Consider the following 19,069-nt stretch of genomic DNA (forward strand, 5'->3'; position numbering starts at 1 on the left):
GATGCGCCTTGCGCATCACTCGTCGTCGAACGAGCCGGCGCCGGCGTTGGCAAACTTTCGCTGCGGAATCGGCGCCTGGAAGCGCTTGTACTGCACGCGCACCGCGGCGGCGCCGAGCCATTGCTGCAGATCGAGCAGGGTCTTGTCGTCGAGGCGCAGCCTCCACTCGGCGCCGAATTCCAGCTCGCAGGCCGCCTTGCTGCCGCGGTAGCGGATTTCGACCTCGGTCTTGCCGCCGCGCAACGCCATCACGCGCTTGCGCAGGGCAATGACGTCGTTGGCCGGACGCTGCCAGTCGAGGCTGAGACGCACGGCATAGTCCCGCAGCACGTCGTCCAGCGAATGGAATTCCGGCGCGTACAGCCGCGGCTCGGCGTCGCGATTTTCGCGCGCCGGCGACAAACCGATTTCGGCGATCGCGAACACCAGCTGATCGGGTTTCACGAACGGCGCGTACTTCGCCCACTTGTCGGCATCGATCCAGGTCGACAGCTGCGCGCTGCGATCGTCCAGCGTCAGCTTGTAGCTGGCGCCGCCGCGACCGTCGCCTTTGAAGAAACGCACATCGGCCACCCAGGCGGCAAACATCACTTTGACGCGCGGCTGCCAGACCGGCTTGCCGTTGGCGGCGACCGGCTGCGGCGTGGCGTGCTGGCGGATCAGCTCATGCAGGCGACCACTGCAGACCTGCTCGGTGATCTCGCCGTAGGCCTCGATCGGATGGCCGGACAGATAGAAGCCGAGCGTGTCGCGTTCACGCGCGAGCAGTTCGCGCTGCGACCAGTCGGCCTCGGTATCGGCTTCGATCTGCTGTTCGGCCTTCGCCATGCCGCCACCGAGACCGAACAGATCGTTCTGGCCCGAGTCGGCGCTGGCGGCGGCGGCCTCGGCGAGCTGCAGCGCCTTCGGCAGGGTCTTCATCAGCGACGGCCGGTTCAGGCCGAAGCCGTCCATCGCGCCGGAACAGATCAGGGCCTCGAGCACGCGCTTGTTGGCCTTGCGCGTGTCGACACGCTTGCAGAAGTCGAACAGATCCTTGAACGCGCCGTTCGCCGTGCGCTCGGCAATGATGCCTTCGAGAGCGGCTTCGCCGGCACCCTTGATCGCACCGAGTCCGTAGCGGATCGCGCCCGGCTGCGGCACCGTGAAACGGTAGTCGCTTTGATTGACGTCGGGGGAAAGCATCTTCAGGCCCATGCGCAGGCATTCCTCGCGCATCGTCACGATCGCGTCGGTGTGCTGCATTTCGCAGGACAGCACCGCTGCCATGAACTCAGCCGGATAGTGCGTCTTCAGCCACGCAGTCTGGTACGAGACCAGCGCATAGGCCGCGGCATGCGACTTGTTGAAGCCGTAGTTCGCGAACTTCTCCATCAGGTCGAAGACCTGGGTCGCGATCTCGCCGTCGACGCCGCGACCGGTCGCGCCGTCGGTGAAGATCTCGCGCTGCTTGGCCATTTCCGAAGCGATCTTCTTGCCCATCGCGCGGCGCAGCAGGTCGGCGCCACCGAGCGTGTAACCGGCCAGGCGCTGCGACATCTGCATGACCTGTTCCTGGTAGACGAAGATGCCGTAGGTCGGCTGCAGCACCGCTTCCATTTCCGGATGCAGATAGACCACCGGCGCATCGCCGCGCTTGCGGGCGCAATATTCGGGAATCAGGTCCATCGGCCCCGGCCGATACAGCGACACCAGCGCGACGATGTCCTCGAAGGTATCAGGCTTCAGGTCCTTGGACGCGCGCTGCATGCCCGGCGATTCCATCTGGAACACCGCGGTCGTCTCGCCGCTCGCATACAGCTCGTAGGTCCTGGCGTCGGTGATCGGCAGCTTCAGCACGTCGATCTCGGTCCCGGTGCTCTTGACGACATTGTTGACCGCCTCCTGGATCACGGTCAGCGTCTTCAGGCCCAGAAAGTCGAATTTCACGAGCCCGGCGGATTCGAGATCCTTCATGTCGAATTGCGTGCGCATGCCGCCGCCGCCGGCTTCGCAGTACATCGGCGCATAGTCGGTCAGCGGCTGCGGCGCGATCACGACACCGCCGGCGTGCACGCCGACACCACGCGTCGTACCTTCCAGTGCCAGACCGAGATCGATGACGGCGCGCGTGTCTTCCTCGCCGTCGTAACGCTGCTTGAGCTCCGGCACCTGTTCGAGTGCGTCGACCAGGGTTGCGCCCGGCGTGCCCGGCACCAGCTTGGCAATCGAGTCCGCGAAACCGTAGCCATGGCCCATGACGCGCGCGACATCGCGAATCACGCCGCGCGCCGCCATCGTCGCGTAGGTGATGATCTGGCCGACGCGGTCACGGCCGTATTTCTGCGCGACGTATTCGATCACGCGATCGCGATTGTCCATGCAGAAATCGATGTCGAAATCCGGCATCGAGACGCGCTCGGGATTGAGGAAACGCTCGAACAGCAGGTTGTACGGCAGCGGATCGAGATCGGTGATCTTGATCGCGTACGCGACCAGCGAGCCTGCGCCGGAACCACGGCCGGGCCCGACCGGACAGCCGTTGTTCTTCGCCCACTCGATGAAGTCGGAGACGACCAGGAAGTACCCGGCAAAGCCCATCTTCTCGATGATGCCGAGTTCGTAGTCCAGGCGTTGCCAGTAGACATCTTCCTCGGCCGCCAGCGTGATCAGCGTGAAGCGCTCCCGCAGACCTTCGCGCGCGCGTTCGCGCAACCAGCTGTCGGTCGTATAGCCGTCGGGAACCGGGAAGTTCGGCAGGTGATACGGTGGCGCGAACTTGAGCGTCAGCGAACAGCGGCGCGCGATCTCGACCGAGTTTGCCAGCGCTTCCGGCAGATCGGCGAACAGCGCACACATTTCGTCGGCGGACTTCAGATATTGCTGATCCGTGTAGTCGCGCGGGCGTTTCGGGTCGTTGAGCACGCGACCCTGCGCAATGCAGACGCGCGCCTCGTGGGTCTCGAAATCGTCCTGGGCAAGAAAGCGCACGTCGTTGGTCGCGACCAGCGGCAGCTGCTCGTGTCGCGACAGCGCGGCTGCGGCGTCAACCCATTCGTCGTCGCCGGCGCGGCCGCAACGCGCGATCTCCAGATACAGGCGATCGCCGAAACAGTCACGCAATTCGGCCAGTGCCTCGCGTGCCGCGTCGACGTTGTCGGACAATGCGGCGCGGAAGACCGCCCCGTCGCGGCCGCTCAGCGCGATCAGACCCTCGTTCCAGGCGTGCAGCGATTCGCGCGACACCAGCGGCTGCCCGGTGGTCTGCCCTTGCGTGTAGGCCGCCGAGATCAGCTTGGCGAGATTGCGATAGCCACCGTCGTTCTGCACCAGCAACGTCAGCCGCTCGGGGCTGTCGCCGGCCAGCCGCGGCGCAAGCCAGACATCGACACCGACGATCGGCTTGATGCCGGCGCCCTCGGCCGATTTGTAGAACTTCACCATCGCGAACAGATTGTTCTGGTCGGTGATCGCGACCGCCGGCATCCGCAACTCGGCCGCGCGCGAGGTCAGCGTCGCGCCGACACCGCCGCCCTTGCGTTTCGGCGGCTCGACGCGCACCACGCCATCGGTCAGCGAATACTCGGTATGCAGGCGCAGATGGACGAAGTCCGTCGTCATGCGCAATGCCCGGCCGCGGCGAGACGGAGGCGATCGTGTTCGCCTGCGAACAGGTCCTGCTGCTTGCAGGGCGCGAAACTCATCCGGTGAATCGCGCTGACGCCGAGCCGCCGCAAGGCATCGAGATGCTCCGGCGTGCCGTAGCCCTTGTGCTGCGCGAAGCCGTAGCCGGGATAGTCGGCATCGAGCTTCTGCATCTCGCGATCGCGCGCAACCTTGGCGAGAATCGACGCCGCCATGATCGGCGCGTGGATGGCATCGCCATCGACCACCGCTTCCGCGCTGTATGCCCAGACCGGCAGGCGATTGCCGTCGACCAGGCAGTGCTGCGGTGCGGGCTTCAGTGCATCGACTGCACGGCGCATCGCCAGCATCGTCGCGTGCAGGATGTTGAGGCGCTCGATCTCGTCGAGTTCGGCGCGGGCGATGGCGAACGCGACGGCGCGATCCTGGATCTGCTCGAACAGCGTCTCCCGTACGCCGGCCCTCAGCTTCTTCGAGTCGTCGAGGCCGCGGATGCCGTGCTGCGCGTCGAGAATCACGGCAGCCGCATAGACCGGCCCGGCCAGACATCCACGACCTGCCTCGTCGATTCCGGCGACAAGCGGTACGGGATAAGTCGCGATCGAGACACGGCGGGGCATCGGCCGATTTTAGGCGCCCGGCCGCAGAATCACAGTCTTGACGACGGCCGCAGTACGCGAATACGCGATCAGGGCTGACTCTGCAGCAAATCGCCGAGCACATCGGCGGCGCGGCGCGCCGCATCGCAGCGCAACCGACTCCGAACGCCATCGAATTGCTGCAACTGGACATCGCGCGCCGCCGGCTCGCGCAGCAGCGACAATACCGCCTCGGCCAGCAATTCCGGCTTTACCTCGCCCTGCAGAAACTCGGGCACCACGGGCCGATCGGTGAGCAGGTTCGGCAGGCTGACATAGGGGGTCTTCAGCATGCCGGCCGACAGCAGCAGCCAGGCCGTTATCGGCGCACCGCGATAGGCGACGATCATCGGCCTGCCCAACAGCAGACATTCGAGCGTCGCGGTACCGGAGGCGATCAGCACCGCGTCGGCCGCCCGCATGGCGTCGCGCGACTGGCCGTCGAGCAGCGTCCACGACAGCGTTGGCGCATGGCTTGCAATCGCCGCCTGCATCCGCGCACGCAAGGCCGGCTTGGCAATCGGCGTCACGAAGCGCGCGCCGGGCATCTGCGCCGCAATCAGCGCCGCCGCGCGAACCAGCGGCTCGGCGAGATACTTGAGTTCGGAGCCGCGACTGCCGGGCAGGACCGCGACCAGCGGTCCGGGCAACGGCAGGCCGAGTGCGGCACGCGCCTGCGTCGGCGTGACCCCGGCATCGAGCTCATCGGCCAGCGGATGGCCGATGTATACGGCCTTGTCCGGTGCACCATGCCGGGCGTAGAAGTCCGGCTCGAACGGAAACAGGCAGAGGATGCGTTCCACCGCGCGCGCGATCGTCTTGACGCGGCCGGCACGCCAGGCCCAGACCGTCGGACTGACGACGTGCACGGTGCGAATGCCGCGATCGCGCAGGCGCCGTTCGAGCCCAAGATTGAAATCCGGCGCATCGATGCCGATCACGAGGTCCGGCCGATCGGCGGAAAAGCGCGCGACCAGATCCCGCCGCAGCCGCAGGATGCGCGGCAGGGCCGGCAGCACTTCGGTAATGCCCATGACCGACAGTGCGTCGATCGAGGCAATCGACTCGCAGCCGGCCGCCGTCATGCGCGCACCGGTGACGCCGTAGAAGTGTGCAGCCGGAAAGCGCTCGCGCAAGGCCGCAACCAGGGCGCCGCCCAGCAGATCGCCGGACAGTTCGCCGGCGACCAGCGCAATCCTCAACATGCGATCTGCGCGGCTTGCCTGATCACGATCGCAGACGCTTCACGGACTCGCCGTCGGCGCGCTTTGCGCCTGCTTCCACTGCTTGATCGCGTTCAGCGTGTTGGCGACGTGTTCGCTCGGATCGAGCGCGCTGTAGGCGTAGATGATCTTGTGATCCGGCGCGATCACGTAGGAGATGCGTGTCGCGTAGTTCAGCAGCGGCATCTTGGCGTCGTACTCGTTGATGATCTTCTGATCCGGATCGGCCGCGACCGGAAACTTGCTGCCGCACTCGCTCAGCGAAAACCTGTGCAGGGTGCCGATGTCGTCGCTGGACACGCCGATCACGCTCGCACCCAGCGCCTTGTACTGGTCCATGGCCTGCGCGAACTGATGTGCTTCGATCGTGCAGCCCTTGGTAAAGGCCTTGGGATAGAAATAGACCACCACCGGCCCCTGTTTGAGCGCGTCTGCCAGCGAGAAGGCGTAGTCCTCGCCGCCCAGCGCGGACGGCGCCGAGAAGTCCGGCGCCTCGCTGCCAACGGCCAGGGCGGCCCAGGCCGGCGCTGCAGCGGCAAGACCCAACAGGGCGACAGCCAGGACTCTGATCGCACGCATGGCAAACTCCGGTGATGACATTCAGCGCTGCAGGGCGCGCTTCGACCCTTCGATGAACTTCAGCATGTACGCGACATGTGCGGAATCGGATGCCATCTTCGCCAGTTCCTGCTTGACCTCGTCCATCTTCAGACCCGACAAGTAGACGAGCTTGTACGCGTCCTTGATCTTCGCGACATCGTCTGCCGCGAAGCCACGTCGGCGCAGGCCCTCGCTGTTGATGCCGCGCGCCGCCGCCGGCGAGCCCTGCACGATGACGAACGGTGCCACATCGCGCGTGATCACGCTGCCGCCGCCGGTGAAGACGTGCGAGCCGATCTGGCAGTACTGGTGGATCAGCGTGTAGCCGCCGCAGCCGACGCAATCGCCCATCAGCACGTGGCCGGCCAGCGCCGTGTTGTTGGCGAGAATGTTGTGATTGCCGACGATGCTGTCGTGGCCGATGTGCACGCCATTCATGATCCAGTTGCGATCGCCGATCCGGGTCAGCGCCGCCGTTTCCTTGAGCGTACCGCGCTGGATCGTCACGTATTCGCGGATCGTGTTGCCGTCGCCGATTTCGACACGCGTCGCATCATCGGCTTTGGCGCTCATGTCCTGCGAGATCTCGCCGAGCGAGGCGAACTGGAATATCTTGTTGTCGCGGCCGATCGTCATCGGCCCGCGCAGCACCACGTGCGGACCGATCCAGGTCCCGGCGTCGATCGTGACGCCCGGCCCGATGATGCTGTACGGCCCGACCTCGACGGTCTCGTGCAACTCCGCGCCGGCATCGACGATCGCCGTCGGGTGAATGCGCGATACCGCGCTCATGCGCCCTTGTTTCCGTAGTCGACCGTGCGCAGCACGCACAGCAATTCGGCCTCGCATGAGACTTCGTCACCGACGCGCGCCTGGGTCTTGAACTTCCACAGATCGCGCTTGTGCTTGATCAGTTCGATGTCGAAGCTCAGCTGATCGCCAGGCACAACCGGCCGCTTGAAGCGGCAGTTGTCGATGCCGGCGAAGTACAGGACCAAGCCGTCACCGGCGCGCAGGCCGGATTTGTGGATCGCCAGCAGACCGGCGGCCTGCGCCAGTGCTTCGAGCTGCAGCACCCCGGGCATGGTCGGCATGCCGGGAAAATGGCCGGGGAAAAAGGGTTCGTTGAAGGTAACGTTCTTGATCGCCGTCAGTTTCATGCCGGCTTCGTCGATCATCGTGACACGATCGACCAGCAGGAACGGATAGCGATGCGGCAACAGCTTGAGGATTTCGCAGATATCAAATGCTTTCGCTGTGGTCATCGTCCTGGCTTCCAGCATTGAGGCTTAAATGTTTTTCGAGTCGCTGCAGCCGCGCTTCGAGCCGACCCAGACGGCGCACGCGGGCCACGGTCTTGCGCCATTCGCGCGCGTCGTCGAGTGGCAGTCCGGAGCCGTAGACACCGGCTTTCGGAATCGACCCGGTCACCATCGCCCGACCGAGCAGAATCACATCGTCGGCAATCTCGACATGACCGGCGATGCCGACTGCGCCGCCAATCATACAGCGGCGTCCTATGCGCGTACTGCCGGCGATCCCGGTGCAGGCCGCGATCGCGGTGTGCTCGCCGATCCGGACGTTGTGGGCGATCTGGATCAGGTTGTCGAGCCGCACGCCGTTGGCGATGACCGTATCGTCGATCGCACCACGATCGATGCAGGTATTGGCGCCGATCTCGACATCGTCGCCGATGATCAGCGAGCCCAGTTGCGGCACTTCTTCCCAGCCGCCCGGCCCGCGCGCATTGCCGAAACCACGCGAACCGAGCACGGCGCCAGCCTGCACCTGGCAGCGCGCTCCGATCACGACCCGCGCCGCGACGCTGACCCTCGCGATCAGACGCACACCGTCGCCGATCACGGCGCCGCGACCGATCGTGCAACCGGGCCCGATATAGACATCGGTACCGACACGGGCATCGGCATCGATCACCGCACCCGCCGCGACGCGGCAGCCGGCACCGATCTGCGCACTGTCGGCAACGAACGCGCCGGCGTGCACACCCGGCACGAAATCGCGCTCGGGATCGAACAGCCGGGCAATTCGCGCGTAGGCCAGGTAGGGATCGGCGGCAATCAGGGCAGCGCCGCGCGCCGCGTCGGCATGCCGCGGCGTGACGATGACGATCGCGGCCAGGCTGGTCGCCAGCTCATCGCGCAACCTGGGATTCGAAAGAAAGCCGATGCAACCCGGCTTGCCCGGGCTGAGGCTGCAGACGCCATGCACTGCAGTCGCTGCGTCGCCGCGCGCTTGCAGCCCGAAGCGTCGGGCCAGTTCATCGAGTGTGAAGGTGGGCATTGGTTGCCATCCCGGAGGACTGGCGCAAGCTTACGCGCACGCGCATCCCGCGAAAACGGCGACGGCCTGCATGCAGGCCGTCGCGAACTTCATTTTCGGGCATGCCGGCGCCGGCTGGCGCCACATGCCCGCCGAACTGCCTTACTTGGTGCCGGCTGCCTGCAGGCGCTTGAGCACTTCGTCGGTGACATCAAGCTCTGGCTTGGCGAACGGGGGGTTTTCGATGATCAAATCCAGCCCCTTGTCCTTGGCGACTGCGTCGATCACGGTTTTGATCGAATCCATCACCTTGGCATACTGCTGCTGGCGCGCCGAATTGAAGTCGTCCTGCAGCTGACGGCCCTTTGATTCGATATCTATTTTGCGCGTCGACAGATCCTTTTCCTTCTTGGCACGATCGGCCGGCGCGAGCATGTCGGCTTCCTTCTGGAAGGCCTGGGCGTCGTCCTGCAGCTTCTTGGCGTCGGCTTCCAGATCGTTCTGGCGGCGCTCGAACTGCGCCTTCAGCTGGTCCTGCATGGCCTTGATCTGCGGCGCCTTCTGCATCAAATCAGCAGAACTCAAAACTCCGATCTTGAGGTCGGCGAGTGCCGGCAGCGTCGTGAAGGCGAGGATGACGCCGGTGATGGCAATGAACTTACGAATCATGTCTCTCTCTCGTGTGTAGGTGTTGCAGCCTTGATGAATTTAGAAGCCCGAACCGAAGCTGATCTGGAAGCGGTTCTGAGAATCGCCCGGCTTCGCATTGAGCGGAACCGCGTAGCTCAGATCGAGCAGACCGAGGAACGGCGTGAACCAGGAGAACGCCACGCCTGCAGACTGCCGCAGTTCGTTGATGGCGAAATCGTTGGGTTCCGCGAACACGTTGCCGACGTCCCAGAACGCTTCGAGGCGCGTCGACTTGCCGTCGCTCGCGATCGGCAGCGGGATGATGACATTGGTCTGCGCGGTCGTGCGCAGCTTGCCGCCGTACGGATTGTTGAACAGATTGGTCGGATGGTCGCGCGGACCGAGGTAACCGTCCTTGTAACCGCGCACGGTCTGCGGACCGCCGGCGAAATAGTTTTCCCAGGGCGGCACATCGTTGTTGCCGTAGCTGTTGACGTAACCGACAGAGCCGTTGATCTCGGCCGTGAATTTCCAGAACAGCGGCACGTACTGCTGCGCGCGGTAGCTGATGTTGTAGTACTCGAGATCACCGCCCGGCAACGCGATGTCGGCGGTCAGCGCGTGCAGGGCGCCGCGCGTCGCGAAGAAGGTGCGATTGCGCGAGTCGTAGCTGATGCCGGTACGCGCCTGCCAGCTGAAGAACTGGGTGCCGTTGTCGATGACGTACTTGAGGATTTCGTCCGAACTGTTGGACGGGAAGGTTTCCACCGAGGTGTCTTCGACACCGATACCGGCTCGCAGGGCGATGAACTCCGACAGCGGAATGCCGTAGGTCAGGTTCGCACCGATCGTGTTGGTGTTGAAACCCGACGAATACCGGATCACGCCCTGCGACTTTCGATAGAACATCGAGATCGTCTGGCTGATGCCGTCTTCGGTGAAGTAAGGATCCGTCCACGACAGATTGATCGACCGCGAATAGACGTTGTTTTCCGCCTGCAGATCGATGCGGTTGCCGGTGCCGAGGAAGTTGGTGTGCGTCACCTGGCCGGTGATCAGGAAGCCCTGAGAGCCGGAGTAACCGACGCCGAACTGCACGGAGCCCGGCGGGCGCTCCTTGATCTTGAAATTGACGTCGACCAGATCGTCGGTGCCGGGTACCGGCTTGGTATCGACTTCGGCGCTCTCGATGAACGGCAGGCGCGTCAGGCGCACGCGCGAGCGCTCGACCGCCGACTTCGAAAACGGCGCAGCTTCCAGCTGGCGCATTTCGCGGCGCAGCGTCTCGTCGTTGGTGCCGCTGTTGCCGGTAAATCCGATGTGGCGCACATACGCGCGCTTGCCCGGATCGACCACGTAGTTCAGCGAAACCTCTTTGTGCTCCTCGTCGACTTCCGGCACCGGCGTGACTTTCGCGAACGCGTAGCCGATGTCGGACAGCGCGGCTTCGATGCGGTCGGACGAATCGGTCGCTTCCTTGCGCGAGAAGATGTCGCCGGCCTTGGTCGAGGTCAGGATTTCGAGATAGCGATCATTGAGTATCGTGTCGCCCGAGAAATGGCGATCCTTGACCTTGTAGACATCGCCTTCGCTGACATTGATCGTGATGTAGATCGACTTCTTGTCCGGTGTCAGCGCGACCTGCACCGAGTCGACGGAGAACTTCAGGTAACCGCGGTCCTGGTAGTACGACTGCAGCTTTTCGAGGTCGCCGGACAGCGACTGCTTGGAATAGCGGTCGCTCTTCTGGAACGGCATCCAGTTGGTGGTCTTCAGATCGAACTGCTTGAGCAGCTCGTCGGTCGGGAAGACATGATTGCCGATGATGTTGATGTCGGTGATCTTGGTGACGGACCCTTCCGTGACCTTGATGTTGATCGACACGCGATTGTTCGGCTCCGGCGTCACCTTGGAGTCGATGCCGACCGCGTAATAGCCGTTCGCATAGTACTGGCGCCGCAGTTCCTGCTCGACCTGATCGAGCAGGTCGCGGCGGAACAGTTCGCCGTCGGCCAGGCCGAGATCCTTCAGCGATTTCTTCAGTTCGTCACCACCGATCTTCTCGTTGCCTTCCAGCTTGAAGTTGGTGATCGCAGGACGTTCCTGCAATTTGACGACCAGCGCATTGCCGTCGCGTTCGAGTTGCACGTCCTGGAACAGGCCCGAGGCATACAGCGAGCGGATTGCCTGCTGCGAGGTCGCGTCATTCAGCGTGTCGCCGTTCGACAGCGGCAGATACGTCAGCACCGTGCCGATTTCGAGACGCTGCAGACCCTCGGCGCGGATTTCGGAAATTCGGAAGGGCTCGAATGCATGTGCCCGCGCGGTCAGCGCCAGCGCGGCCAGAGCCGTCGCAATGGCCGTCTTGGAAGTCTTGAGTCTTTTCACCGGCTCTATTTCTTTGGGGTCAGTTCAGCAGGCGCACGATATCGTTGTAAAAAGCGAGTCCCATCAGCAAGGCCAGCATCGTCAGACCGACACGCTGCCCCGCTTCCTGCGCGCGCTCCGAAAGCGGCGAACCTTTCAGAGCCTCCACGCCGTAATAAAACAGATGGCCGCCGTCCAGAACCGGCACCGGCAGCAGATTGAGCACGCCGAGACTGACACTGACCACCGCCATGAAACTCAGGAACGCAACGACGCCCATCTGCGCCGAATAACCGGCCACCTGCGCAATCTGCAGCGGCCCGCTGACGTTCTTGACCGACACCTCGCCGGTCACCATGCGCGCCAGCATGCGCAAGGTCAGCGACGACATCCGCCAGGTTTCCGACACCGCGCGTGGAATTGCCGCTAACGGACCGAATCTGCTGACGGCGCGCAAATCCTGCCACAAGTCCCCCGGTGACGCCACGCTGGCACCGAAGCGGCCGACGGTTTTGCCGTTCTCGTCGGCATGCGTGAGGATGACCGTGCGCTCCAGCTCCTGATCGCCACGACGCAGGCGCAGCTTGACGACTTCGTCCGCGTGCGCGCGCACCCACAGCGCCCATTGCTGCCAGGAATCGATCGGCGTTCCGTTATAACTGAGCAGCACATCGCCCGGCTCAAAGCCGGCAATCTGCGCAGGATCACCCGGCAGGATGCTGTCGATGCGGGCCGGGATGACGGGCTGATATGGCTGCAGACCCAGATCGTCGAACAGGTACTCGGGGTCGATGCGCACGCCGGACAGCGGCAGGCTGACCAAGCGCAGGGCGCCATCGGCCGATTTCACGGTCAATCGCAGTGCGTCCTTGTCGAGCGCGTGCTCGATGATTTCGGTACGCAGCTCGGTCCAGGTCGGAATCGCCTCGTTGCCGACCGCCATGACCTGATCGCCGGCGACCAGATCGCTGTGCGCGGCCACCGATCCGGCCGGGGGCGTGCCGATCAGGGGCTTGAGTCCTTGCACGCCGACGACGAACACGCACCAGTACAGGACGATGGCGAGTGCGAAATTGAATAGCGGTCCGGCGGCGACGATCAGCATGCGCCGCGGCAGCGATGCGCGCGTGAACGCATACGGCAGCTCCGCCGGCGCCACCTCGCCTTCGCGCTCGTCGAGCATCTTCACGTAGCCACCGAGCGGCACTGCCGACAGCGCCCACTCGACGCCGTCGCGAGTGCGATGCGTCCACAAGGGCTTGCCGAAGCCGATCGAGAAGCGCAGCACCTTGACGCCGCAACGGCGCGCGACCCAGTAATGGCCGAATTCGTGGAACGCGACCAGCACGCCGATGGTGATGACGAAGCCGCCGAGCGACCATGCAAAATCAAACACCGATGGCCTCCTGCGCCTGCGCGCGGGCGGCCGCGTCGACCGCAAGGATCGCGTCGAGATCGCCCGCTGCCGCCGTTCGCCGCGTTGCTGCCGCCAGCGTTTTTTCGATCACCTGCGCAATCCCCGGGTAAGAAAGCCGTCCCTCCAGAAAGGCTTGGACAGCGACTTCGTTGGCCGCGTTCAATACATTCGGCAAGTCGCCGCCGTCGCGCAGGGCGCTGCGCGCCAGTTCGAGGCAGGGGAAACGCTGCGGATCGGCCGCCTCGAAACGGAAGCGGCCCAGCGCCACGAGATCAAGGCCGCCGACGCCGGATTCCCAGCGCTCGGGCCAGGCCAGCGCGTGGGCGATCGGCACGCGCATGTCGGCCTGCCCCAGCTGCGCCAGCATCGAGCCGTCGCTGTACTCGACCAGCGAGTGGATGGCGCTCTCCGGGTGGATGACCACCTCAAGTTGCGCGTCCGGCAGATCGTAGAGCACGGACGCCTCGATCAGCTCCAGGCCCTTGTTCATCATCGTTGCCGAGTCGACCGAGATCTTGGCGCCCATCACCCAGTTCGGATGACGGACCGCCTGCTGCGGCGTGACGTCCTTGAGCTGTTCCAGCGGCGTTTCGCGGAACGGCCCGCCGGACGCGGTCAGGATCAGCCGGCGCACATGCGCCGGCGCCTGTCCGCAACGGCTGTCCGGCGGCAGGCACTGGAAGATCGCATTGTGCTCGGAGTCGACCGGAATCAGCATCGCGCCGGCACGCGCCGCCTCCCGCATCAGCAGGGCGCCAGCCATGACCAGCGGCTCCTTGTTGGCGATCAGCACGCGCTTGCCGGCACGCACCGCCGACAGCGTCGGCAGCAGACCGACGGCACCGACGATCGCCGACATCACCTGATCGGCGTCGGGATGCGCAGCCAGCTCGTTGAGCGCCTCCGGACCGCCGAGCACGGTCGTGGCGGCGCCGAGACGGCGCTGCAGTTCGGCGGCCGCATCGGCATCCGCCATTGCCGCATGACGCGGCCGGAATTCGGCGCACAGCGCCACCATGCCGTCGACATCGCGATTGGCGGTCAGCGCCAGCACCTGAAGGCGCTGCGGATGACGGCGGACCAGATCGAGCGTGTTGCGACCGATCGTGCCGGTGGCACCGAGTATGACCAGCTGCTGCATCAGGACCCGCGCCTCATGCCAGACCACAGAGCCGCAGGCCCAGCAGCATGACCGGCGCGGCGGCGACGATGCTGTCGACGCGATCGAGAATCCCGCCGTGCCCCGGCAGGATATGGCCACTGTCCTTGAGACCGACGATGCGCTTGAGCATCGATTCGGTCAGGTCGCCGATGATCGAGACGATCGCGACGAGTACGGACAGCGCGATCAGCGTCGCGATTGCCGTGGCGGCGTGCAGACCGAAGGCGAAGCTGCCGGCCGTCGCGCCCCAGAGCGCACACAGCAGCAGGCCGCCGATTGCACCTTCGATGGTCTTGCCCGGTGAAATCTTCGGCGCCAGCTTGCGACGGCCGAAGCTGCGCCCGGCGAAGTACGCGCCGGTATCGGCCGCGAACACCAGGAACAGCACGAACAGCAGCTTGATCGGACCGTTCGGCAGCGCGTGCAAGGCTGCGACCGACAACAGCGTGCTGGCAATCATCAGCTGCCCGGCAATCGCCATCACCGGCGTCGCGATCGGTCCGCTGTCGCCGCCGCGCGAATACGCGCGAAAACGCAGCGGCATCAGCAGCCAGATCAGGGCGACCGGCGCCAGCGCCCAGTTCAGCGCCGGGCCGTTGACGGGACTGAACCAGACCGTCGCGAGTACCAGCGCCGTCAGTGCGAGATAGCCGACGCGCAGCGGCGTGTGGGCGCTCAGCCCCATGAACGCTGTCCATTCCCAGGCCATCACCAGCCCGATGCCGCCCAGCGCGGCGTACAGCCAGGGCGTCGGCGCAAACCAGACCAGGGCGAGCAGTACGGGCAGCAGCAACAGCGCGGTCAGAACTCTCTGCATCAGCATGGGGTTCGTGCTCCCGGCTCAGGTCTGGACATGCGGCACGGCGCCGAAACGCCGCTCGCGGCTGGCGTACCACTGCAGGGCGTCGCGCAAGAGTTGCACATCGGCATCGGGCCACAGCAGATCGGTGAAATACAGTTCGGTATAGGCCATCTGCCAGAGCATGAAATTGCTGATCCGGTATTCGCCGCCGGTCCGGATCAGCAGATCCGGCGCCGGCCAGTCGGCTGTCACCAGCTCGCGCTCCAGGCTCTCGGCGTCGATGGCCCTGCCCTGCGCCGCCAGACGCTGCGCCGCCTGCACGATATCCCATTGCCCGCCGTAGCCCACCGCGACCACCAGGGTCATGCCGGTATTGGCCGCAGTCTTGTCCTGCGCCTCGGCAATGCGCTGGCGCAAGGCGACACTGAGTCCGCTGTGTTCGCCGATCACCCGCAGACGCACGCCGTTCCTGTGCAGTTCCGGCAGCTCGCGTTCGAGCGTGCTCATCAACAGCTCCATCAGCAGCCGCACTTCCAGCGGCGGCCGCTTCCAGTTCTCCTGCGAGAACGCAAACAGCGTCAGCACCCGGATGTCGAGATCGCGCGCGGCGGTGACGATGCGGCGCACCGCCTTGACCCCTTCGCGATGACCGCTGGGCCGCAGCTGGCCGCGCGCCTGCGCCCAGCGGCCGTTGCCATCCATGATGATGGCGACATGCTGGGGAATCGGTACCTTGCCCATGGCGGGAGGAATGCTGGTCATCGCGCGGCGAACCGCAGATCGCGCGTCGGCGTCACATCGACAGCAGTTCTTTTTCCTTGGCGGCCGAGGCTTCATCGACCTTGGCGACGAACTGGTCGGTCAGCTTCTGGATCTCGGTTTCGCCGCGCTTCTCGTCGTCGGTCGAAATGTCCTTGTTCTTGACCAGCTCCTTGATCGCCTGATTGGCGTCGCGGCGCACGTTGCGGATCGCGACCTTGGCGTTCTCGGCCTCGCTCTTGACCACCTTGGCGAGTTCCTTGCGGCGCTGCTCGGTGAGCGGCGGAATGTTGATGCGGATGGTCTGGCCGGCGGTGTTCGGCGTCAGTCCGAGATCCGAGGTCATGATGGCCTTTTCGATGACGCTGACCAGACCCTTGTCCCAAGCCTGCACCTGGATCGTGCGGGCATCCTCGACGCTGACCTGCGCGGCCTGCGACAAGGGTACTTCGGAGCCGTAGTAGTCGACCCGGATATGGTCGAGCAAGGCGGCGCTGGCACGGCCGGTGCGCAACTTCATCAGTTCGCTCTTCAATACGTCGACGCACTTCTGCATGCGCGAACTTGCGTCGTTCTTGATGTTGTTCAGCATCTGCGGACTCCGGAACAGCTGGAAAATTTCAGTAAGAGGTTCGCCGGGTCGATCAGCGATTGACGCGCGTACCGATGCTGGCGTCACCGCTGACGATCTTCAGCAGCGCCCCCGGTGCGCTCATGTCGTACACGCACAGCTTCATGCCGTGGTCGCGGCAAAGCACCATTGCCGTCTGGTCCATCACGCCGAGGCGCTTGCCGAGCGCCTCGTCGTAAGTCACCTCGTCATAGCGCTTGGCGTGCGGATCTTTCTTCGGATCGGCGTTGTAGATGCCGTCGACCTTGGTGGCCTTGAGCATCAGATCGGCCTCGATTTCGACCGCGCGCAGCGCCGCCGCCGAATCGGTGGTGAAGAACGGATTGCCGGTGCCGGCCGCGAACACCAGCACCCGGCCCTTTTCGAGATGACGCATCGCCTTGCGGCGGATGAAGTCCTCGCAGACCTCGTTGATGCGGATCGCCGACTGCACGCGTGCCTGCATGCCGACGCGTTCGATCGCGTCCTGCAGCGCCAGTGCATTGATGACGGTCGCCAGCATGCCCATCTGGTCGCCGGTCACGCGGTCCATGCCGGCGCGCGCCAGACCTTCGCCGCGGAAGATGTTGCCGCCGCCGACGACCAGCGCGACCTGCACACCGATGTCGACGACCGCCTTGATCTCGCCGGCGAGAAAATTGGTGACTTCCGGCGAGATGCCGAACGCCTGTTCACCCATCAGCGCTTCACCGGACAGCTTGAGGAGGATTCTCTGGTAGGCAGGCTGGCTCATGGATTTCTGGCGACGGCTACGGGCGGAACGGCTCCGCGCGCATGGTACTTAAAAAGAAGCCCCGTTTCCGGGGCTTCTTCACATTCAAGCGCTTGGCGTCCGATCTTAAGCCTTGATGCCGGCCTGCGCCATGACTTCAGCGGCGAAATCGACCTGCTGCTTCTCGATGCCTTCGCCGACGCCGAAGCGCACGAAACGCGCAACCTTGGCCTTCCTTTCGGCAAGCAGCTTCTCGACCGTGAGGTCCGGATTCTTGACGAACGGCTGACCGAGCAGGGTGATCTCGCCGATGAACTTGGCGGTGCGGCCGTCGATCATCTTGGCGAGGATTTCCGCCGGCTTCGGTTTGAAGCCGCCGCCGAGCTTCTTCTTGATCATCGCGTAGTCGTCGTCCCAGCTCTTCTTCTCGTCGTCGGACAGTGCGGCGTAGGTGCCGTTCTGCTTCTCGGCATCCATTTCCTGCAGAGCGCTGGCAAACTTTTCGGAGTCGGCCCTGGCATCGGCCTGTTCCTGGGCGACCGTCGCCTCGATGATGCGGCGCTCGGTGGCGAGCACATCCGCCGAGATTTCACCGGCGTCGAGGAAGCGCGGACTCATCGCCGCGATGTGCATCGCCAGATCGCGCGCCAGTTCGACATCGCCGGCTTCCATGGCAATCACCACGCCGATCTTGTCGCCCGGATGCAGATAGGTCACCAGCGGGCCACCCGCCGATTCGACGATCTCGAAACGGCGGATCGTCATGTTCTCGCCGAGCTTGGCGATCAGCGTGCGACGATGCTCGTCGAGCGTGACATCGCCGGCCTTGAGCTGGCTCAGCGCCGCGGCATCGGCCGGCTTGTGCGCATGCGCCGCTTCGGCGGCCTTGCGCGCCAGCGTACGGAAATCGTCGCCCTTGGCGACAAAGTCGGTTTCGCTGTTGAGTTCGACGATCGCCACTGCGTCGTCGTTGCCGGCGATCGCCAGCACGCCCTCGGCGGCGGTGCGGCTGGCCTTCTTGTCGGCCTTGGCCGAACCGTCCATGCGCAGCTTTTCCGCCGCCTTGTCGAGGTCGCCACCGGTGGCTTCGAGCGCCTTCTTGCAGTCGCCCATGCCGGCGCCGGTACGTTCGCGCAGCTCTTTGACGAGGGCCGCAGTGATGGGAGTGCTCATGGGATTTCCTGAATTCTGGATGTGAGGGGGGCCGCAATGCGGCCCGCAAAAACTGGCCGTGCCGACGCGCGTGGCGCATCCAGGCCGGCCGGTGAAGCGGTGGACCGTGACCGGCATGCCTGCGGCAAGCGGTCACGGTCCACGAACGGCTTACTCGCGACGCGCGCCGGCGCCACGACCCGGGCGATCGCTGCCCGGCTTGCGCGGTGCGCGCGGCTTGCGCGGCGCCTCACGCTCTTCGGCCGCGGCGACGCTTTCTTCCGTGACGCGGAACGCCACCGGATTGGCACCGCGTGCTTCGATGATCGCGTCTGCCACGCACTGCGTGTAGACCTTGATCGCGCGGGTGGCGTCGTCATTGCCCGGGATCACGCAGTCGATCGGACCCGGATCGTTGTTCGAGTCGACGACGGCGATGACCGGGATGCCGAGCTTGCGTGCTTCGAGCACGGCGTTCTTCTCGTAACCGGTGTCGATGATGAACAGGCAGTCCGGCAGGCTCGGCATTTCCTTGATGCCGCCCAGCGACTTGCGCAGCTTTTCGATCTCGCGCGTGAAGGTCAGCTGCTCCTTCTTGTTGAGGCGCGCAATCGAACCGTCCTCGACCTGCTTTTCCATCTCGATCAGGCGCTTGATCGACGCCTTGACGGTCTTGAAATTGGTCAGCGTGCCGCCCAGCCAGCGCTGGTTGACGTACGGCATGCCGGCGCGACGGGCTTCTTCCTCGATCGTCTCGCGGGCCGCACGCTTGGTGCCGACGAACAGGATGCGACCGCCGTTGGCAGCCAGCTTGCCGGCGAAGGAACAGGCGTCCTTCAGCATCGGCAGGGTCTGCTCGAGGTTGATGATGTGAATGCGATTGCGGCTGCCGAAAATGTACTGGTCCATTTTCGGGTTCCAGTAGCGCGTGCGGTGGCCGAAATGGGCACCCGCTTCGAGCAACTGGCGCATGGTGATATCCGCCATTGTTGAAACTCCATAGGTTGTGGCAAATCGTGCCTGGGCAACGCCTCGTGAGGCGGGCACCTTGGAATGGCACGAATGAATTTCT

The 19,069-nt window shown here is 64.6% G+C and carries 17 protein-coding genes; all 17 read right to left on the reverse strand.

Annotated features, from left to right (window positions below):
• Positions 1-15: 15 nt before the first annotated feature.
• Positions 16-3,600, reverse strand: coding sequence for a DNA polymerase III subunit alpha (gene dnaE, locus G7Y85_RS02100; protein ID WP_166251045.1), 3,585 nt, complete (start codon positions 3,598-3,600; stop codon positions 16-18).
• Positions 3,597-4,244, reverse strand: coding sequence for a ribonuclease HII (rnhB, locus tag G7Y85_RS02105; protein WP_166251047.1), 648 nt, complete (start codon positions 4,242-4,244; stop codon positions 3,597-3,599). Before rnhB ends, dnaE begins: the two co-directional genes overlap by 4 nt.
• Before the next feature lie 68 nt (positions 4,245-4,312).
• Positions 4,313-5,467 (reverse strand): lipid-A-disaccharide synthase, encoded by a 1,155-nt coding sequence (gene lpxB / locus G7Y85_RS02110; protein ID WP_166251049.1) that lies wholly within the window; start codon positions 5,465-5,467, stop codon positions 4,313-4,315.
• Between the two features lie 39 nt (positions 5,468-5,506).
• Positions 5,507-6,064: a peroxiredoxin gene (locus tag G7Y85_RS02115; RefSeq protein WP_166251051.1), complete on the reverse strand. Its 558-nt coding sequence runs from the start codon at positions 6,062-6,064 to the stop codon at positions 5,507-5,509.
• 21 nt (positions 6,065-6,085) lie between these two features.
• Positions 6,086-6,877 (reverse strand): acyl-ACP--UDP-N-acetylglucosamine O-acyltransferase, encoded by a 792-nt coding sequence (lpxA, locus tag G7Y85_RS02120; protein ID WP_166251053.1) that lies wholly within the window; start codon positions 6,875-6,877, stop codon positions 6,086-6,088.
• The gene (fabZ, locus tag G7Y85_RS02125; RefSeq protein ID WP_166251055.1) at positions 6,874-7,350 is read right to left on the reverse strand and encodes a 3-hydroxyacyl-ACP dehydratase FabZ; all 477 of its coding nucleotides are present in this window, start codon (positions 7,348-7,350) and stop codon (positions 6,874-6,876) included. Before fabZ ends, lpxA begins: the two co-directional genes overlap by 4 nt.
• Positions 7,328-8,386, reverse strand: coding sequence for a UDP-3-O-(3-hydroxymyristoyl)glucosamine N-acyltransferase (gene lpxD, locus G7Y85_RS02130; RefSeq protein ID WP_166251057.1), 1,059 nt, complete (start codon positions 8,384-8,386; stop codon positions 7,328-7,330). Before lpxD ends, fabZ begins: the two co-directional genes overlap by 23 nt.
• A 141-nt stretch (positions 8,387-8,527) precedes the next feature.
• Positions 8,528-9,034, reverse strand: a complete 507-nt coding sequence (locus G7Y85_RS02135) for an OmpH/Skp family outer membrane protein (protein WP_166251059.1) — start codon at positions 9,032-9,034, stop codon at positions 8,528-8,530.
• A gap of 39 nt (positions 9,035-9,073) precedes the next feature.
• Positions 9,074-11,383 (reverse strand): outer membrane protein assembly factor BamA, encoded by a 2,310-nt coding sequence (gene bamA / locus G7Y85_RS02140; protein WP_366514906.1) that lies wholly within the window; start codon positions 11,381-11,383, stop codon positions 9,074-9,076.
• 19 nt (positions 11,384-11,402) lie between these two features.
• Positions 11,403-12,758, reverse strand: coding sequence for an RIP metalloprotease RseP (gene rseP, locus G7Y85_RS02145; RefSeq protein ID WP_166251061.1), 1,356 nt, complete (start codon positions 12,756-12,758; stop codon positions 11,403-11,405).
• Complete coding sequence (locus G7Y85_RS02150; protein WP_166251063.1) at positions 12,751-13,920, reverse strand: 1-deoxy-D-xylulose-5-phosphate reductoisomerase; 1,170 nt, start codon at positions 13,918-13,920, stop codon at positions 12,751-12,753. Before G7Y85_RS02150 ends, rseP begins: the two co-directional genes overlap by 8 nt.
• 13 nt (positions 13,921-13,933) lie before the next feature.
• Positions 13,934-14,764 (reverse strand): phosphatidate cytidylyltransferase, encoded by an 831-nt coding sequence (locus tag G7Y85_RS02155; RefSeq protein ID WP_166251065.1) that lies wholly within the window; start codon positions 14,762-14,764, stop codon positions 13,934-13,936.
• Between the two features lie 18 nt (positions 14,765-14,782).
• A complete protein-coding gene (gene uppS / locus G7Y85_RS02160; RefSeq protein ID WP_206675462.1) occupies positions 14,783-15,484 on the reverse strand; it encodes a polyprenyl diphosphate synthase in 702 nt (233 codons plus the stop codon).
• Between the two features lie 52 nt (positions 15,485-15,536).
• Positions 15,537-16,094 (reverse strand): ribosome recycling factor, encoded by a 558-nt coding sequence (gene frr, locus G7Y85_RS02165; protein ID WP_166251069.1) that lies wholly within the window; start codon positions 16,092-16,094, stop codon positions 15,537-15,539.
• Positions 16,095-16,146: 52 nt separating this feature from the next.
• On the reverse strand, positions 16,147-16,866 hold the full coding sequence (gene pyrH / locus G7Y85_RS02170) for a UMP kinase (RefSeq protein ID WP_166251071.1): 720 nt from the start codon (positions 16,864-16,866) through the stop codon (positions 16,147-16,149).
• Positions 16,867-16,971: 105 nt separating this feature from the next.
• Positions 16,972-18,018, reverse strand: coding sequence for a translation elongation factor Ts (gene tsf, locus G7Y85_RS02175; RefSeq protein WP_166251073.1), 1,047 nt, complete (start codon positions 18,016-18,018; stop codon positions 16,972-16,974).
• Between the two features lie 150 nt (positions 18,019-18,168).
• Positions 18,169-18,984 carry a 30S ribosomal protein S2 gene (gene rpsB / locus G7Y85_RS02180; protein ID WP_166251075.1) on the reverse strand — a complete coding sequence of 272 codons (816 nt, stop codon included), beginning with the start codon at positions 18,982-18,984 and terminating at the stop codon, positions 18,169-18,171.
• Between the last annotated feature and the right edge of the window lie 85 nt (positions 18,985-19,069).

The sequence above is a fragment of the Solimonas terrae genome, from assembly GCF_011067135.1.
GTDB classification, from domain to species: Bacteria; Pseudomonadota; Gammaproteobacteria; order Nevskiales; family Nevskiaceae; genus Solimonas; species Solimonas terrae.

Excerpts from the sequence above, each read along its gene's own strand:
- fabZ (WP_166251055.1), bottom strand. The coding sequence starts at position 7,350 with ATGACCACAGCGAAAGCATTTGATATCTGCGAAATCCTCAAGCTGTTG.
- G7Y85_RS02150 (WP_166251063.1), bottom strand. The coding sequence starts at position 13,920 with ATGCAGCAGCTGGTCATACTCGGTGCCACCGGCACGATCGGTCGCAAC.
- G7Y85_RS02135 (WP_166251059.1), bottom strand. The coding sequence starts at position 9,034 with ATGATTCGTAAGTTCATTGCCATCACCGGCGTCATCCTCGCCTTCACG.
- rpsB (WP_166251075.1), bottom strand. The coding sequence starts at position 18,984 with ATGGCGGATATCACCATGCGCCAGTTGCTCGAAGCGGGTGCCCATTTC.
- uppS (WP_206675462.1), bottom strand. The coding sequence starts at position 15,484 with ATGGGCAAGGTACCGATTCCCCAGCATGTCGCCATCATCATGGATGGC.
- lpxB (WP_166251049.1), bottom strand. The coding sequence starts at position 5,467 with ATGTTGAGGATTGCGCTGGTCGCCGGCGAACTGTCCGGCGATCTGCTG.
- tsf (WP_166251073.1), bottom strand. The coding sequence starts at position 18,018 with ATGAGCACTCCCATCACTGCGGCCCTCGTCAAAGAGCTGCGCGAACGT.
- lpxA (WP_166251053.1), bottom strand. The coding sequence starts at position 6,877 with ATGAGCGCGGTATCGCGCATTCACCCGACGGCGATCGTCGATGCCGGC.
- pyrH (WP_166251071.1), bottom strand. The coding sequence starts at position 16,866 with ATGAGCCAGCCTGCCTACCAGAGAATCCTCCTCAAGCTGTCCGGTGAA.
- lpxD (WP_166251057.1), bottom strand. The coding sequence starts at position 8,386 with ATGCCCACCTTCACACTCGATGAACTGGCCCGACGCTTCGGGCTGCAA.
- dnaE (WP_166251045.1), bottom strand. The coding sequence starts at position 3,600 with ATGACGACGGACTTCGTCCATCTGCGCCTGCATACCGAGTATTCGCTG.
- rnhB (WP_166251047.1), bottom strand. The coding sequence starts at position 4,244 with ATGCCCCGCCGTGTCTCGATCGCGACTTATCCCGTACCGCTTGTCGCC.
- G7Y85_RS02155 (WP_166251065.1), bottom strand. The coding sequence starts at position 14,764 with ATGCTGATGCAGAGAGTTCTGACCGCGCTGTTGCTGCTGCCCGTACTG.
- G7Y85_RS02115 (WP_166251051.1), bottom strand. The coding sequence starts at position 6,064 with ATGCGTGCGATCAGAGTCCTGGCTGTCGCCCTGTTGGGTCTTGCCGCT.
- frr (WP_166251069.1), bottom strand. The coding sequence starts at position 16,094 with ATGCTGAACAACATCAAGAACGACGCAAGTTCGCGCATGCAGAAGTGC.